The following is a 16,202-nucleotide window of genomic DNA, read 5'->3' as shown; positions in this document are numbered from 1 at the left end:
ATATTTTTTTAATATTTTTTTAAAGTTTTAATTAAATATATTTTTTTAAAAAAAATATTAAAAAAAAATTTTAAATAAATAAATATTTTTTAAATAATATTTATTATATTAAAAAATAAATATTTACTTTTAAAAATTATTACACACATAAGGTAATATAATTATTATGATGAAACGTAATTTTTTAGCTGTTTTAATGCCTTTATTTTTATCTTCTAGTGCTGTAAATGCTATGGAAATATATAATAAAAATGGAAATAAAATAGATATTTATGGAGAATTAAATCCTCTTTATTTTTATTCTCATAGTAATGATCCTTTTCTTTTAAATTCATTAGGTAACTATACAAATTTTACATTTGGTTTATCTAGTAAATCTGATATTAATAAATTTATATCAGGATATTTTTCTTTCGAATATAAACCTAAATTTTGTGTATATAATGAAAAAAATTATTTAAATTCTAATAATAATAATATTGATTTAGCATATGTAGGATTAGATTTAGGTCAATGGGGTACTATAGATTATGGAAGAAATTATGGTGTAATGCATTATGCAAAACAATTTACTCAACCTGCGTTTGATAACAATGAAAATATTACGTTACATGAAGATGATAACTTTTTAATCGGTCGAGCAGATGGTGTATTAACATATCATAATAAAGGTTTATCAGGATATATTAAGGGATTAGATTTAACTTTACAACATCAAACATATTATAAAAATGAAAATATGTTTTTAAGTGATAAATATAATGATTCATGGGGGACATCTCTAAGATATAATACAGATTTTGGATTTACTTTAATTGGATCAGCTTTCTTTAGTCCTTATGATAATACTAGAAATAAAGTAAATCTAGAAAACCACTGGGTTAAATCTTATGGTTTAGGTTGGAATTATTCGTTTAAAAATGCTTCTGTTTCCGGATTTTATGGACATTCTAAAAATCCAGCTGCAAACTTTATAAAAAATAGACGCATATATGATATTATAGATAATATTGAAATTTCTGGAAGTTATAATTTTAATAATGGAATTAAATCTTCTATTGGTTATATAAAATCTTTTGGAACACAATATAATTTTGGTCAAGTTCCAGAAAATGCTAAATCATCTACTTTAAACAACCATATTAATTTAATAGTAACATATAATTTTAATCAAAATTTTGTTGCAAATATTCATTATAAATTAAATTTATTAAAAACGCTTGGTATTGATAATAACGCAGAATTTTCACATTATTTTGATAATTGTGTAGGAGTAGGGCTTGCTTATATTTTTTAAATTATATTTAAGATAAGTGAGTAAAAATATTATTATATAAATTTTAAATATAATATTTATATTTCATGTTAAAATAATTTTTAAGATTTTTTTTAATTTCATATAAAATATATTTATTAAATTTTACTTATCTTATTATATCTTGTAAATTTAAATAAAAATTTATATTTAATTTTTTATAATAGAAGTCAAATTTTTTTAAAATATTAATAATTATTTTATGTAATAGTTTGTAAGAAATACTCTTCTTACAAACTTATTACTATAAAATATTTTTCATATTAATTTTAATTTATTTTTTTAAAAATTTTTTAGTTTTTCTCCTCCTAATAAATGGAGATGTAAATAAGGTATTTTTTGACCACCATTTTTATTACAATTTATAATAATTCTATATCCAGATTTATGAATTTTTTCTTTTTTTGCTATTTTTATAGACATATGTAACATATAAGTTAATACATTTAAATTTTTTTTATTTATATGATTAAGATTTTTAATAAATATATTAGGAACAATTAAAATATGTATTCTTGCTTTTGGAGATATATCATGAAAAGCAGTAATTTTTTCGTCTTGAAAAATAATTTTTGAGTGTGTTTTTTTGTTTATAATATTTTGAAAAATTTTTTTATTCATAATATAAAATATATTAACCTTTATTAGAAATATAAAATATTTATAATAATTTGAAATATTTATAAAAATATAATATATAAATTATTTTAATATTTTAAGTAAATTTAAAATTTTATTTTATTTTTTTTTCAATTAAATTTTTAATACTATCAGATTTAGTTCCAAATACAATTTGTACACCTAAACCAGAAATAAATACCCCTGCAGCTCCTAGAGATTTTAGTTTATTTGCATTTATTTTAGAAGAATTTATAACTGTTATTCTTAACCGTGTAATACAAGCGTCTATATTAACTATATTTTCTTTTCCACCTAAATATTTTATTATTTTAGAAATTTTTTCATCGATATCTATATAAGATTTATGAAAAACATTATTTGTTCGTCCTAGAGTTTTTAAATTAAATTTTGTAATAAAAATATAAAAAATTATATAGTATATAAAAAAATATATAATTCCAACTATAGGAAATAACCATATTCTATTACTGTTTCCACTTAATAAAATAAAATCAACTAATCCATGCGAAAAACTAGTTCCAGCTTGCATGTTTAAAAAAATACATATGGAAAAAGATAATCCAGCTAATATTGAATGTATAAAATATAAAATAGGCGAAATAAAAAGAAAAGAAAATTCAATTGGTTCAGTAATTCCTGTTAAAAATGCAGTTAAAGCAGCAGACATCATAATTCCACTAACTTTTTTTTTATTTTTATTTTTAGAACAATGCCAAATAGCAAATGCTGCTCCAGGTAATCCATACATTTTAAAAATAAATCCTCCAGATAATTTTCCTGCACTTGAATCACCTGCCATATATCTAGCTATATCTCCATGAAATACTTGTCCTATATTATTAATATACTCTCCAATTTGCATTTGAAAGGGAACATTCCAAATATGATGTAATCCAAAAGGTACTAATGCTCTTTCTACAAATCCATATATTCCAAAAGCAATAATTGGATTTTGATAAGCAGACCACATTGAAAATTTTTGTATAACAAATCCTATTGGAGGCCAAATTAAAGATAACCAAAGACCTAACATTATAGCGGATAGACCGGAGATAATAGGTATAAATCTTTTACCAGAAAAAAATCCTAAATATTCTGGTAATTGTATTTTATAAAATTTATTAAACATAAACGCAGAAATGGCTCCAGAACAAATACCTCCTAAAATTCCTGTGTCATTTATATTTTTTATATTATCTTGCAAAGAAAATAATGAATAAGAAGAAAAAACTGGTAACATGATAGAAGATGTTTTAGTCATAATATTGTATGAAATTACTGCAGCTAAAGCTGCTACTCCATCATTTTTAGTAAATCCTAAAGCAACACCAATAGAAAAAATTAACGGCATGTTTTTAAAAATTGTTCCTCCAGTATTTTCCATAATTTCTGAAATAAAATGAGGAATAATATAAAAATGAGCTGATCCAATTCCTAATAAAATACCAGCAATAGGTAATACTGAAACTGGAAGCATTAAAGATTTTCCAATTTTTTGAAGATTAGCGAATGTATTTTGAAACATATATAGACCTTTATTTTAAAATAATAACAAATCTAAAAAGAATAAATTTATTTTTCTTTTAAATTAAATAATTTAAAAAAATTTTTTGATGTAATATAGCTTAATTCCTCTAAATCTATTTTAATTAAATTAGAGAGGTATTTTGCTATATAATATATATAAGAAGGTTGATTTTCTTTTCCTCGATGAGGGAATGGTGTTAAATATGGAGAATCTGTTTCTAATAATATTCTATTTAAAGGTATTTTTTTTATAACAGAACGTAGTTTTATAGAATTTTTAAATGTAAAAATTCCTGAAATAGATATATAAAATCCCATATCTAATAATTTTGATGCTGTTTGAAAGTCATAATTAAATGAATGTAAAACACCTTTACATTGGTCAGATTTTTCTGATCGAAGAATTTTTATTGTATCTATATTTGCGTTTCTAGAATGAATAATTAATGGTTTATTCAGTTTTTTGCTAAGATAAATATGTTTATAAAATAAATTAATTTGTTCTTTAAAGTTTTCTTTTTGATAATAATAATCTAATCCTGTTTCGCCTATAGCAATTACTTTTTGATCTTGAGATAAATTTTTTACTAATTTAAAAGATTTTTTTTTTTATAAATAGATAACGGATGTATACCGCATGAATAATAAATATTGTATTTCGTATTTTTAAATTTTTTTTGAATATCTTTAAAATTATTTATAGAAGTAGATACTGCTAAAATTATTTTAACATTTTTTGAATATGCTTTATTTAACACATCATCTAATCCATTTTTAAATTTATTTAAATTAATTTTATCTAAATGACAATGTGAATCTATTAAAAACATATATTTTTTCCTTTTTATATAATTAAATTATTTTTAAAAATTAAGCATTTTTTCCCATTGAATTAAAGGTTCTAATAAAATAAAATGTTCATTTACTTGAGGGATGTTTTTTATGTTAAAAAAACATTTAATCCATATATGAATTATTATAAATAAATTTTTTTTTGAATTTTTTTTGTTTATTGTGTAAATTAATTTTTTTTGATCAATATTTATTAATTTAATATTTTTATTATAAGAATATTTAATTGCATCTAAAATTAACGAACATATCCAGGAAATTTTTTTTAATAAATGTATTTTTAAATTTTTATATAATAAAAATAAATTTTTATATTTTATTGCTTTATATATTTTTCTAAATAACTTTTTTCTTTCTTCCCAAATTTTATTAATAAAAATTTTTTTTGCTAATATAGGAGAATTTTCTGATATATTTAATGCTATCAATAATTCTTCTAATTTATATTTTTTTTTAATGTTTTTCTTTAACCATAAAACACTATCTTTATTTTTAGGAGGAAATATATTATAAATTATACATCTGCTTTTTAATGTTTTTTTTAATTTAAAATTATTTTTATTTTCTAAAAAAAATAATGTATTTAAAGGAGGTTCTTCTAAAACTTTTAATAAAGAATTAATAGCTGATTCAGTTAATAAATGAATTTTAGGAATCCAAATTATTTTCATAGATCCTAATTGAGAGGTATGATTTATTTTATCTATACAATTTAAAATTGTATTAATTCCAATAAATTTTTTTTTTTCTTCTTTTTTAATAATATATAAATCTAAGTAATTTTTTTTTTTAATTAATTGACAATTATGACATATATTACAACTAAATAAATTATTTGATTTTTGACACAAAATTTTTTTACATATATTTAAAATTAGTTTAGAAGATCCAAGATTGATTTGAGATTGTATAAGAATTGTATGATGATTATTTTTGTTTAAATATTGACTAATAATTTTTTTATATATTTTATAAAGCCATGGATATTTTTTCATTAATTTTTGTTTATCCAAGTATTTAATTGATTTTTTATATTTTCTTTCATTACTTTAATATTATTATTTGCGTTAATTATAATTTTATTTTTTTCAGATAGTAAAAATTTAAAATAATATTTTCTTACTTTTAAAAAAAATTTTTTAGATTGTTTTTCTATTCTGTCAAAATTAGAACGTAATAGAGCTCTTTTTAGGCCGATTTCTACTGAAACATCAAGAAAGATCGTCAAATCAGGCTTAGAAATTTTATTTATAAGATTATTTAACATTTGTATTAGAGATTGATCAATATTTCTTCCACCTCCTTGATATGCTATAGAAGATAAATTATGACGATCTGAAATAATCCAAACTCCTTTTTTTAAAGATGGTTTAATAATATTTTCCATCAGTTGAAAACGTGCAGAATATAATAGAAACAATTCAGAAAATTTATTTAACTTTTCTGTTTTATAATCTTTCTTAATAATTGAACGAATTTTTTCAGAAATTAATGTGCTTCCTGGCTGTCTAACAATAATTATTTTTTTTATATTATGTGATAAAAGAATTTTTTTTATGATTTGGCAGGCAGTTGTTTTGCCAGATCCTTCTAAACCTTCTATTACAATAAATTTATTTTTTTTCATAAAATTTTTTTATTTAATATGATTAATATGTTATATTTTAGAAAATGTAATATTAATCTATATTTTTATTGTAATTAAAATATTAATTTATATTAAAAATTATTTAATAAAATATTTAATAATAACAGATATAGTTGATATAAAAGTTTATTTTTTTATTTTTTTTTGTACTAAATTAATTAATGAACTTACAGTAGTAATTTTTTCTGATTCTTTATCTTTAATATCTATATGAAAATTTTCTTCTATAGACATAATTAATTCAATCATATCTAAGGAATCAGCTTGTAAATCATTTTTAATACATGAATTATTGGAAATTTTTTTTTTTAAAGATAAACAGTCTAGAATAATTTTTTTTATTTTTTTTTCTAAATTCATATAAATTGACCCTTGTTGAAAAAATTATTTTATAAAAAAATTTATAACGAACATATTCCTCCATTAACATGTAGTATTTGTCCAGTAATATATGATGCTTTTTTTGAAGATAAAAATTTTACTAAATAAGCTATATCTTGAGTATTTCCAAATTTTTTCATAGGAATTTTGTTCAAACATTTCTTTAATTGCGATGAAGTTAATTTATTTAACATATCTGTTTGAATAAATCCAGGAGATACTAAATTTACTGTAATTCCTCTAGAAGCAACTTCTAAAGACAATGACTTTGTAAAACCTATTAATGCAGATTTTGAAGCAGAATAATGAGTTTGTCCAACGTTTCCTATGAGTCCAGATATTGATCCTATACTAATAATTCTTCCAAATTTTTTTTTTATCATATTTTTAATAATTTTTTTACTAATATAAAATATAGATGTTAAATTTGTTTGTATAATGTTATCCCAATTTTTTTTAGATATATTAGTAATTAAATTATCTTGAGTAATACCAATATTATGTATTAATATATCTATATTTCCTATTTTTTTTATGATTTTTTTTAAAAAAAAATTAATTTGAGAATAATTATTAATTTTTAGGACCATTCCAAATCCATTTTTTTTTAAAATTTTTTGAATTTTCTTAGCCCCAGAATTTGTTCTAGAAGTGCCAATAATATTAAAATTTTTTTTTATAAATATTTTTAAAATAGATTTTCCTATACCTTTTCTAGCACCTGTAATTAAAACATTTTTTTTTTTCATATTTTTAAATTTATAAATAATACTATAATTTTAAATTAAGAATTTTTTTAATATAAAGAGGTATATATTTTTTTTTATTTTTATGTAATTGAGTTAATGTATTGTTTAAACTAATTTCTAAAAAATGTTTTATTTTATTATTTATGATAAAATTAATTGTATCATTCCATTTAACAGTTTTACATAATTGATTTATTAGACAATTTTTAATTTTTATTGGATTTTTTAAAAATTTTACTTCTGTGCTATCTATAATTAAATTTTTTGGTGAATTAAAAACTATTTTTTTAAATTTAAAAAATATTTTCTTTTTTAATTTATTCATAGAAGGACAATGAGAAATAGTATTATTTTTTAACTGAATAATTTTTTTAGCTCCATTTTTTTTAAATTCTTGAGAAGCTTTTTTAGAATTTTCTACACTTCCAGTAATTACGATTTGTGTTTTAGAATTAATACAAGCTATAGAAACACGACTTTTTTTAGAATATTTTTTACAAATTTTTTTTATTATTGATTTTTTAGAACCAAAAATTGCATACATTGAACCTTTTTTTTTCTGCATAATTTTAGTTCTATAAATAATCATTTTAATTGCATCAGAAAATTTTAATACTTTACTACATACTAATGCAGAATATTGTCCTAAACTATGTCCAGTCATAATTTTTGGATTTAATCCAATACGAAATTTCCATAGTTTATATATAGAATAAGAAATAGTTAACACTGCTAATTGTAGAAAATTATTTTTTTGATACTTATGATTTAAATTTTTTTTAATAATAGTTTTATATAAATCATATTTTAAATGTTCTGAAGCTTTTGCAAAAGTTTCTTGTATTATCTTATTTTGTTTATATATTTTTTTTAAAAGCGTAATATTTTGTTTTTCTTGTCCTGGAAAAATCATTGCAAATGGAATCATAATAAATATTATATAAATTAATTAAATTTATTAAAAAGATATATTTAAAATATTTTTTTTCCTTTATAATATCCTTTTTTAGTTATATGATGTCTGATATGATATTCATTAGAAAATTTATCTATAGATAGTAAATTTATTTTTTTTTTTAATGAATCATGAGAACGACGCATACCTCTTTTAGATCGTGTAGGTTTACTTTTTTGTACAGCCATATTTATTTTTTCCTATTTTTATAATGTTTTGTTATTATTATATACAATAATTTTAAATATTATTCAAGAAATAATTTTTTATATTATTTTATTATAATATTTAATTAATATGAAATAATTATATCGATTTTTTTATATATTAAAATAAGTGTTTTATTGCGTTTTTAAAATTTTTATCTAAAGGCGCATGTATACTAATTTTTTTTTTTAGTATAGGATGTAAAAAAACTATTTTTCTAGCATGTAATAGTAATACTTTATTTAATTTTTTTGTTGTTATATTTTTATCTAAATTTTGATTTCCATAACGACTATCAAAAATTATAGGATGCTTTAAAAATTCTAAATGTACACGTATTTGATGAGTTCTTCCAGTATATGGAATTATAGATAATAGAGTATATAATAAATTACTTTTTTTTTTTTTAAAAATAGTTTTTGATGGTTTACCAAGTTTATCTACTGTAACCATTTTTTTTTTATTTAAAATATTTTTTTTTAATAATGGAGCATTAACAATTTTTTTATGGAATAAACATTTTCGATGTACTAACGCTAGATATTTTTTTTGAATAAGATTTTTTCTAAAATTTTCATGAAAATAACGTAATGAAGATTTTTTTTTAGCAAGCATTAGAATTCCAGATGTATATCTATCTAATCGATGTATTAATTCTAGATATTTATCATATGGTCTAATCATTCTTAAACTGTCTATAATATTAAAATTTATTCCACTACCACCATGTACAGAAATTCCTGAAGGTTTATTAATAATAAGTAAAATATTATCTTCATATAAGATATTTTTTAAAAGTATATTTTGCATTTTTATATTTATTTTTTTTTTTTTTTTATTATAGTTGATTTTTAATGGTGGAATACGTATTAAATCTCCTATTTTTAATTTATATTTTGCTTGAACTCTTTTTTTATTTATTCGAATATATCCTTTTCTAATAATTTTATATAATTTACTTTTAGGTATTTTTTTAAATTTTTTTATTAAAAAATTATCAATTCTTTGTTTAACAAAAATTTTATTTACTATAAAAAAAGATAGTTTTGTTATTATTCCAACCATAAAATGCCTTAATAAAGATTTTAAAATTATTTTTTAGAAATTTATAACACAATATTAATTTTTATATTTTTTGTATATTAAAGAGAATAAAATGAATAGAATTTTAATTAATAAAAATAAAAATGATATAAAAATTGCAGTTATTTGTAAAAATAGATTATATGATTTATATGTAGAAAATATATATAAAAAAAAGATAAATAATATATATATAGCCAAAATTCAATATTTGAGTTCTAGTTTAGAAGCTTTTTTTGTAATTTATGGAAATAATGAAATAGGTTTTTTACCTTTTAATAAAATAAATAAGAATTTTTTACATTTAAAAAATATAAATGTAAAAAATAATGAAACTTTAAATAATTTTCTAGAAAAAAGTGTTTTTTTAGTGCAAATTGTAAAAGAATCTAATAAAAATAAAAGAGCTTTGTTAACTACGTTTATAAAATTTTTTGGAATATATCTAATTTTAATTTTAAACAAACCAAGTGTAAGAAAAATTTCTAAAAAAATTACAGGTATTGAAAGAATACGTTTAAAAAATTTCTTATTTATATTAAAAATTCCAGACAATATAGGAATTATTTTAAGAACTTCAAGTTATCAAATATCTTTTACAAATCTTAAATTTGATTTTGATTATCAATTAAAAAAAGTAAATTATATTCAGCAAAAAAATTTTTTTAAAAAAAAAAATAAAAATACTTTAATTTTTAAAAATAATAATATTTTAATTTCTATTTTTAGATATTATTTAAGTCATAATATTAATGAAATTATTATTGATAATAAAATTTTATTTAATAATTGTATAAAATTATTTACTTATTTTAAAAAAAATAAATTTATTAGTAATATTAAATATTTTAATAAATTTAAATCTATTTTTAATTTTTATAAAGTACAATTACAAATCGACTCTATATTTCAAAAAACTATAAGTTTATTATCTGGAGGATCTTTAACAATTGATTTTACAGAAGCTTTAACTGTAATAGATGTCAATTCTTCTAGTTATAATAAAAGTAAAAATATAGAAAGTACTGCTTTTAAAATAAATTTTGAATCTATATTTGAGATTATACGTCAATTAAGATTACGTAATATAGGTGGTTTAGTTGTTATAGATTTTATTAATATGTCAAATGTTAAAAATATTCAAAAAGTTGAACATACTTTAAAAAATATTGTACAAAAAGAACCATCTCGAATTCAAATAAGTAAAATTTCAAAATTTGGATTATTAGAATTATCAAGACAAAAATTTAAATTTTTTAATTAATATTTTAATAAATTTATAAATAAATTTATTAAATATTTTTAATTTCTTATTTTTTTTATATTAGATTTATTATATTAATAATTAATATTTAATTTATTTGATATTTTAAAAAAATATTTTTTAAATAAAAATGTTTAAAATATAAATATTATATTAAAATATATAAATTTTTTATATAATTAATTTTTAATTTTTTATATCTAAATTTTCAGATAAATCAAAAATAATTTGTCTAATTTGATTTATTACAGGTACTAAATTATCTAAATAAGTTGTTGCTAAACCAGATATCTCTCCTCCTCCAATAATTTGACTTAAAGGTATATTAATCGTGTTTGAAGATTTGTCTACAAAACATAATCGATCTTCTACTCTATTGATTTTATTATAATTATTTTGTATGTGATATTTAAGTTTATCTGAAACTAATAAAATATTATCAAAAATTCTAACACTATGTTCAGAATCTTGACTATCTGTATGAACAGCTATAATTTTATTTAATTGATTAATTAAATTATCTCTTTTTATATTAAAAATATTTATATATGTTATTTTATTATTAATTTTCGCTTGTTGAATTTGTTTATTTAATAAATCAATTTGATCAATTATTCTATTAATAGTATTAACTTTATATTGAATTTTATTACTAATATATTTTTCTATATTTAAAAAATTATCATAAAAAAATTTATATTCATCAAGTAATTCATGTAATTGGTCGATAAATTGTTCTTGTTTTTCTATCGGACTTGTTAAATTTTCTGCATTTAAAAATATATGATTATCAAAAGGATTTTTATTTAATAAAATTTCTTGATTTTTTAAAAATACATTTTTAATTTTTGTAAGAATGTTTAAAATAATTTTATTTTTTTCTGTTTCTGATTCTATCTTTCTTGTTTCTTTAAGTTTTCTACTATAATCTGTTTCATGTTTATTTAAAAAATTTGTATTTATCTTGATATGAAATGTTTTATGTATTTTATATTTGATATTTTTTTTGTAATGTACATCATTAATTCTATTTATATGTGTAATTTCATTAAAATAATTTTTAGATGAATTATTTAATAATACTATGTTATTTATTATAAAATCGTTAATATCGTACATATTTATTTCCTAAATAATAAATTTTTTGATTTTTTTTAAATTTTTTTAATAAAAATTAATTAATATTATTATAATATAATTAATTTTATTAATAAAAAATTTATTTAAATTTAAATTTTTTTGCAATTTTTAATAATTTTATATTTATTAAAAAAATATATTTGAATTTTTGCAATAATTAAAACATTCAAAACTTATATTTTATTATTTATAACATTTAATGTTTAAAATGTACATTAAATTTGATAAACTATTTTAATTTATTTTGATTTTTTTAGCTAAAAAAACTTTATTTATAAATTAAAAAAACATAATATATAAATATTTTTATAAAATTTTATTTATTAATTTTTTTTAAGTATGTATATTTCTTTATTATAATAAATTTTTATTTTTATTGAAAAAAACAAATAAATTATATAATTTTATTGTTTTAATAAATTTTATATTATTAATATTTGTTGTAAAAAATTTTTTATAAATTATAAATATTTTTATAAAATTAATTTTATAAAAATTGTTTATATTATTTCAAATATTATTAATTAATATTATCTAAATTTTTTTTAAAAATATTTTTTAAACAAAAGTAATTTTTGTTAGTTATTTTTTTAAATATATATTTATTTTTAAATATTAATTGTAATAAATTTTTAACATTTTTTAACATAAATTTCTTTTAAAAAAAAATAATTTTATAATATTTATATTATATATTTACTTATATAAATTTTTATTTTAAGATTAAAAAATCTTAAAAATATAAAATTTTAAAATTCACTTTTAATTTAATATTATATAAATTTTTATAAATATTAAATTTTATATAAACAAATTAAATTAATAGTTTCATATAATAATAAAATTATTGTATAATAATATTATATTTTAATGTATATAAAATTTATATTAATTTAATAAAATATTTTTATAAATTTAATAATATAAAAATATTTTATAATAAATTTTTGAAATTTTTTATAAAAATTAAAAAATATTTTTTTCATACTATCTAATATTTTAATTTTTTATTTATGTTATAATATGATATTCAAATATTTTCTTCACATTTTTAAATATTTTAATTTTAAATATATTATTAATTAAAAAAATATAATTTTAAAGTTCAAAATAATTAACTAAAACAATATAATAAAAATTTATAAAAATATTTAATTTAAAATATTTCTTTTCATAAGTTTGAATTAAGCATATTATATCTTTAAATTTAAAAAATATAATTTTTAAAAAAAAAAAATATACTAAACAAAAATTACTTTATATAATACTCTTAAATTCTTTAATACATAAAAAGTTTTTCTTAAAAAAATAATTTAAAAATATTTATTTCATATATTGACACAGTTTTATTCTATTTATAAAATTTTAAACATGTATTGATTTAATATTTTTAAATTTGTTAAAAAATTATAAATATAAAATAAATAATACATTTTATTTATAATTTTTAAAATGGAGTCAAAAATGAAGAATAAAGCTATATTAATTTCTATTTTATTAAATACGTGTATAGCTACTAATGTTTATGCAAAAGAAATAGATAATTCAAATTATTTTTATTTTGGTTCAAAATTTAACATATTACAACCTAATAAAATTACAAAATCTGACTTATCTAATTTTAAAAATTTATATGATAATTATTGGTCGCATTCATTATATGGTTTTTTAATGGGATATCAGCATAATGCATATTTTGGTTTAGAAATTTCTTATAATAATCTTTTTACTAATCAAAATAATAATGATATCATAAGAAATGATAAACGTGTTGAAATTTTTAGAAATAGATATGTTGGAAATATACGTAAAGAAGAACAAAAAATATTAGAAGAAGAACAACAACAAATTAACGAGAGAGGAAATACATCAAATGTTAACACTATCTATAGCAATACTAACAATAATTCATTATTTTCAATAGAAAATAATCATAATGTTAAAAAAACACCTAACAAACCAGCAGCACATATTACCAATGCAAGAAAAACAAGTACATATTTAAAATTACATGACAATAAAAGTAATAAAATAAATATTATTTATCCACAAAAAAATTTAGAAATTACTACAAGATTTTCTTATCCAATATTTAATTCTATAGATTTATATAGCCGTATAGGTTGTGCTATTAATCTTAATAAAAATATATTAAAAATAAAAAATTTTAATACACATTATCCTTTAAAAAATAATGTTTTTCCAGTAATTAGTTTTGGAATGCAATATAAGATTAATCAAAACTTTTATTCAAGAATTGAATTTGAGAAAAAAATAACTTATTTTAATAATTCAAAAAGTGACAATTTAAATTCTATAAATTTTCATTTTATTTGGAATTTTCAAAATATTTTTTCAAACAATAAAAACAATAATGAATTAAAAAGTTTAAATTTTAAACAAGAGTTATAATTTTTTAAATATAATAAATTAAAAAAATATTAATAAAATAACTTATAATAATGTTATTTTTTTAAAATAAAAATTTAAAAAATAAATTTAAATAGATAATAAAGTATTTATAGGTAAGTTATAAATAATTAAATGTAATTTCTTTAAAATATTTCTAAAGAAATTAGAAAAAATATAAATAAATTTTATTTTATTTATAAAAATTTTAAATAATAAATTTTATTGTAAAATTTTTTTTGGAGGGAGAGGGATTCGAACTCTCGGATGATTTCTCATCGGCGGTTTTCAAGACCGCTGCCTTAAACCACTCGGCCATCCCTCCAATTTTTTATCATAAAGAATTAAAAATAATTTTTTAAATTAAAATTTTTAGTTATATTAATTACAAAAAATTAATAATTTTATTATATAACATTTTATATTATTATTTCAAGTTTATTTTTTTATTATTAAAAATATATAAATAATATATTTTTTTAATATATTTAAAAAATTTATTTGACATAATCAAATATTTTGTTATATATTAATTAATATTATTATATTTTATAATTTTAATAAAAAATTTCTGGTGCATTGGCAGATTGGCATTATGCAGCGGATTGCAAATCCGTATAGCTCGGTTCGATTCCGAGGTGCGCCTTTTTTATTTAAAAATTGATTTTATTTAAATAATTAAATTAAAATAATTTTTTAAATAAAATTTTTTGCCCGAATGGTGAAATTGGTAAACACAAGGGACTTAAAATCCCTCGGTTATTTATAACTTTGCGGGTTCAAGTCCCGCTTCGGGTACATAAAATATATTATTTATTCTTTAAATCCTTGATATATTTTAAAAAAATTATTTTCTTTTAAAATATTAAATTTATAAAAATTATCAATAAAATATTTATTACATGAAACAGATTTATTAATAACTAATCTTAATTCTCCTTTTTTCTTAAGATACAATCTAGATTGATAAATCATTTTTTTTATAAATTTTAAAGATTTTTTTAAGTTATTATGTATAGGCGGATTTGATATAATTAAATCAAATTTTTTATTAATGCATGAATATATATTACTAATTTTAAAATTTGCATATAAATTATTTAATTTAAACGTTTTTTTACAACATTTCATAGATGTTAAACAACTTTCAGATAAAGTTATTTTATTTTTTTGCATAATTTTTAAAATAGCAATAGATAAAAATCCTGATCCTGAACCTATATCTAAAACTTTTTTATTAAATAATTTATTTTTTTTAAATGTAGAAATTAAAAATTTACTACCTAAATCTAATTTATTATATCCAAACATACCAGGTAAAAATATAATTGGAGTTTTTTTCCAATAATGAATTTTATAAAAATTATTTAATTCGAAAGAAATTTTTTCTTTAATATTATGAATATAAAGTGTACATTTTCTACCATATGTAATTTTCTCAAAAAAAATTTCTTTTTTAAAATATTTTACAAAACTATTTATACCACTTTTATTTTCTCCAATAAGAAATATTTTTTCTTTTTTTTTTAATAAAGAAGCAATATTTTTTATTTGAAAAAAAGTTTCTTTTTTATTTTTTGAAAAAAAGTAAATAACTGTATTGCAATTTTTTAACATTTTTTTAGTAACTAAAAAATTAGTAAATATTTTTTTTTTATTTGTTTTTAAAAAATATTTTAAAAAATGATATTTTTGAATATGTATATAACTTAATTTTGTTTTTAAAATTTCTGGTAAAGAATCTTGAATGTTTCCAGAAAAAAGAATTTTTTTTTTAAAAAAAATATTTTTATTTTTTAATATTAATTTACTTTCATTAGTTATATTCAAAAAAATCTCCTTAAGTAAACAACAATTATTTTAATTTTTTATTAATATTGATTGTTATAAATATATTTCTTTTAAAAAAATAAAAATATCATTAATTATTAGTTAATTTTATATTTTTATATATTATAATTTATATAAATAAATATTTTATAAAATATTTTTACATCAATAATTTATATATTATCAGTAATCAAATTTTA

At 16.9% G+C, this 16,202-nt stretch carries 16 protein-coding genes and 3 tRNA genes; 5 read left to right on the top strand and 14 right to left on the bottom strand.

All coding sequences use genetic code 11. The features are described 5' to 3' along the window. The first annotated feature begins 166 nt into the window (after window positions 1-166). Window positions 167-1,297 carry a porin gene (locus AB4W57_RS01330; RefSeq protein WP_367677365.1) on the top strand — a complete coding sequence of 377 codons (1,131 nt, stop codon included), beginning with the start codon at window positions 167-169 and terminating at the stop codon, window positions 1,295-1,297. Window positions 1,298-1,597: 300 nt separating this feature from the next. Here the strand turns inward: AB4W57_RS01330 and AB4W57_RS01325 are convergent, their stop codons facing one another. The 11 genes from AB4W57_RS01325 to AB4W57_RS01275 form a co-directional block, all read right to left on the bottom strand. Then, window positions 1,598-1,939 carry an HIT domain-containing protein gene (locus tag AB4W57_RS01325; RefSeq protein WP_367677720.1) on the bottom strand — a complete coding sequence of 114 codons (342 nt, stop codon included), beginning with the start codon at window positions 1,937-1,939 and terminating at the stop codon, window positions 1,598-1,600. Between the two features lie 109 nt (window positions 1,940-2,048). Next, window positions 2,049-3,482, bottom strand: coding sequence for a PTS glucose transporter subunit IIBC (gene ptsG / locus AB4W57_RS01320; RefSeq protein ID WP_367677364.1), 1,434 nt, complete (start codon window positions 3,480-3,482; stop codon window positions 2,049-2,051). Window positions 3,483-3,529: 47 nt separating this feature from the next. Continuing rightward, entirely contained in the window at window positions 3,530-4,036 is a 507-nt protein-coding gene (locus tag AB4W57_RS01315) for a TatD family hydrolase (protein ID WP_367677719.1), read from the bottom strand. Window positions 4,037-4,071: 35 nt separating this feature from the next. Then, the gene (locus AB4W57_RS01310; protein ID WP_367677363.1) at window positions 4,072-4,314 is read right to left on the bottom strand and encodes a TatD family hydrolase; all 243 of its coding nucleotides are present in this window, start codon (window positions 4,312-4,314) and stop codon (window positions 4,072-4,074) included. A 33-nt stretch (window positions 4,315-4,347) separates the two neighbouring features. After that, window positions 4,348-5,349, bottom strand: a complete 1,002-nt coding sequence (locus AB4W57_RS01305; RefSeq protein WP_367677362.1) for a DNA polymerase III subunit delta' C-terminal domain-containing protein — start codon at window positions 5,347-5,349, stop codon at window positions 4,348-4,350. After that, on the bottom strand, window positions 5,331-5,963 hold the full coding sequence (tmk, locus tag AB4W57_RS01300) for a dTMP kinase (RefSeq protein ID WP_367677361.1): 633 nt from the start codon (window positions 5,961-5,963) through the stop codon (window positions 5,331-5,333). The genes AB4W57_RS01305 and tmk overlap by 19 nt, the downstream gene beginning before the upstream one ends. 147 nt (window positions 5,964-6,110) lie before the next feature. After that, entirely contained in the window at window positions 6,111-6,344 is a 234-nt protein-coding gene (acpP, locus tag AB4W57_RS01295; RefSeq protein ID WP_367677360.1) for an acyl carrier protein, read from the bottom strand. A 41-nt stretch (window positions 6,345-6,385) separates the two neighbouring features. Further along, complete coding sequence (fabG, locus tag AB4W57_RS01290) at window positions 6,386-7,114, bottom strand: 3-oxoacyl-ACP reductase FabG (RefSeq protein ID WP_367677359.1); 729 nt, start codon at window positions 7,112-7,114, stop codon at window positions 6,386-6,388. A 22-nt stretch (window positions 7,115-7,136) separates the two neighbouring features. Further along, a complete protein-coding gene (locus tag AB4W57_RS01285) occupies window positions 7,137-8,042 on the bottom strand; it encodes an acyltransferase domain-containing protein (protein WP_367677358.1) in 906 nt (301 codons plus the stop codon). A gap of 44 nt (window positions 8,043-8,086) precedes the next feature. Next, window positions 8,087-8,257 (bottom strand): 50S ribosomal protein L32, encoded by a 171-nt coding sequence (gene rpmF / locus AB4W57_RS01280; RefSeq protein WP_367677357.1) that lies wholly within the window; start codon window positions 8,255-8,257, stop codon window positions 8,087-8,089. 139 nt (window positions 8,258-8,396) lie between these two features. Next, window positions 8,397-9,341: an RluA family pseudouridine synthase gene (locus tag AB4W57_RS01275; protein WP_367677356.1), complete on the bottom strand. Its 945-nt coding sequence runs from the start codon at window positions 9,339-9,341 to the stop codon at window positions 8,397-8,399. 91 nt (window positions 9,342-9,432) lie between these two features. Between AB4W57_RS01275 and AB4W57_RS01270 the strand changes: the two genes are divergently transcribed. Further along, window positions 9,433-10,623: a ribonuclease E/G gene (locus AB4W57_RS01270; RefSeq protein WP_367677355.1), complete on the top strand. Its 1,191-nt coding sequence runs from the start codon at window positions 9,433-9,435 to the stop codon at window positions 10,621-10,623. A gap of 186 nt (window positions 10,624-10,809) precedes the next feature. On the opposite strand, the gene AB4W57_RS01265 is transcribed toward AB4W57_RS01270, so the two are convergent. Continuing rightward, a complete protein-coding gene (locus AB4W57_RS01265; protein WP_367677354.1) occupies window positions 10,810-11,742 on the bottom strand; it encodes a FlgK family flagellar hook-associated protein in 933 nt (310 codons plus the stop codon). A gap of 1,485 nt (window positions 11,743-13,227) precedes the next feature. Between AB4W57_RS01265 and AB4W57_RS01260 the strand changes: the two genes are divergently transcribed. Further along, entirely contained in the window at window positions 13,228-14,175 is a 948-nt protein-coding gene (locus AB4W57_RS01260; protein WP_367677353.1) for a hypothetical protein, read from the top strand. Between the two features lie 237 nt (window positions 14,176-14,412). Here AB4W57_RS01260 and AB4W57_RS01255 read toward each other — a convergent pair. After that, window positions 14,413-14,497: transfer RNA gene (locus tag AB4W57_RS01255), tRNA-Ser, on the bottom strand. Between the two features lie 248 nt (window positions 14,498-14,745). On the opposite strand from AB4W57_RS01255, the gene AB4W57_RS01250 reads away from it, so the two are divergent. Beyond that, window positions 14,746-14,818 (top strand) — tRNA-Cys (locus tag AB4W57_RS01250). 66 nt (window positions 14,819-14,884) lie between these two features. Further along, window positions 14,885-14,970 (top strand) — tRNA-Leu (locus tag AB4W57_RS01245). A 15-nt stretch (window positions 14,971-14,985) separates the two neighbouring features. Here the strand turns inward: AB4W57_RS01245 and AB4W57_RS01240 are convergent. Beyond that, window positions 14,986-16,002 (bottom strand): methyltransferase, encoded by a 1,017-nt coding sequence (locus AB4W57_RS01240; RefSeq protein WP_367677352.1) that lies wholly within the window; start codon window positions 16,000-16,002, stop codon window positions 14,986-14,988. Window positions 16,003-16,202: the final 200 nt, after the last annotated feature.

Origin of the sequence: Buchnera aphidicola (Chaitophorus populicola) (genome assembly GCF_964058995.1) — a bacterium.
GTDB classification, from domain to species: domain Bacteria; phylum Pseudomonadota; class Gammaproteobacteria; order Enterobacterales; family Enterobacteriaceae; genus Buchnera_J; species Buchnera_J aphidicola_BO.
Note: the sequence above shows the minus strand (reverse complement) of the source record. Positions and strands in the feature narration are given on the sequence as shown.

Bases quoted from the DNA above. Each gene is read 5' to 3' on its own strand.
- AB4W57_RS01330 (WP_367677365.1), top strand. From the start codon at position 167: ATGATGAAACGTAATTTTTTAGCTGTTTTAATGCCTTTATTTTTATCT.
- ptsG (WP_367677364.1), bottom strand. From the start codon at position 3,482: ATGTTTCAAAATACATTCGCTAATCTTCAAAAAATTGGAAAATCTTTA.
- AB4W57_RS01310 (WP_367677363.1), bottom strand. From the start codon at position 4,314: ATGTTTTTAATAGATTCACATTGTCATTTAGATAAAATTAATTTAAAT.
- tmk (WP_367677361.1), bottom strand. From the start codon at position 5,963: ATGAAAAAAAATAAATTTATTGTAATAGAAGGTTTAGAAGGATCTGGC.
- acpP (WP_367677360.1), bottom strand. From the start codon at position 6,344: ATGAATTTAGAAAAAAAAATAAAAAAAATTATTCTAGACTGTTTATCT.
- fabG (WP_367677359.1), bottom strand. From the start codon at position 7,114: ATGAAAAAAAAAAATGTTTTAATTACAGGTGCTAGAAAAGGTATAGGA.
- AB4W57_RS01285 (WP_367677358.1), bottom strand. From the start codon at position 8,042: ATGATTCCATTTGCAATGATTTTTCCAGGACAAGAAAAACAAAATATT.
- rpmF (WP_367677357.1), bottom strand. From the start codon at position 8,257: ATGGCTGTACAAAAAAGTAAACCTACACGATCTAAAAGAGGTATGCGT.
- AB4W57_RS01275 (WP_367677356.1), bottom strand. From the start codon at position 9,341: ATGGTTGGAATAATAACAAAACTATCTTTTTTTATAGTAAATAAAATT.
- AB4W57_RS01270 (WP_367677355.1), top strand. From the start codon at position 9,433: ATGAATAGAATTTTAATTAATAAAAATAAAAATGATATAAAAATTGCA.
- AB4W57_RS01265 (WP_367677354.1), bottom strand. From the start codon at position 11,742: ATGTACGATATTAACGATTTTATAATAAATAACATAGTATTATTAAAT.
- AB4W57_RS01260 (WP_367677353.1), top strand. From the start codon at position 13,228: ATGAAGAATAAAGCTATATTAATTTCTATTTTATTAAATACGTGTATA.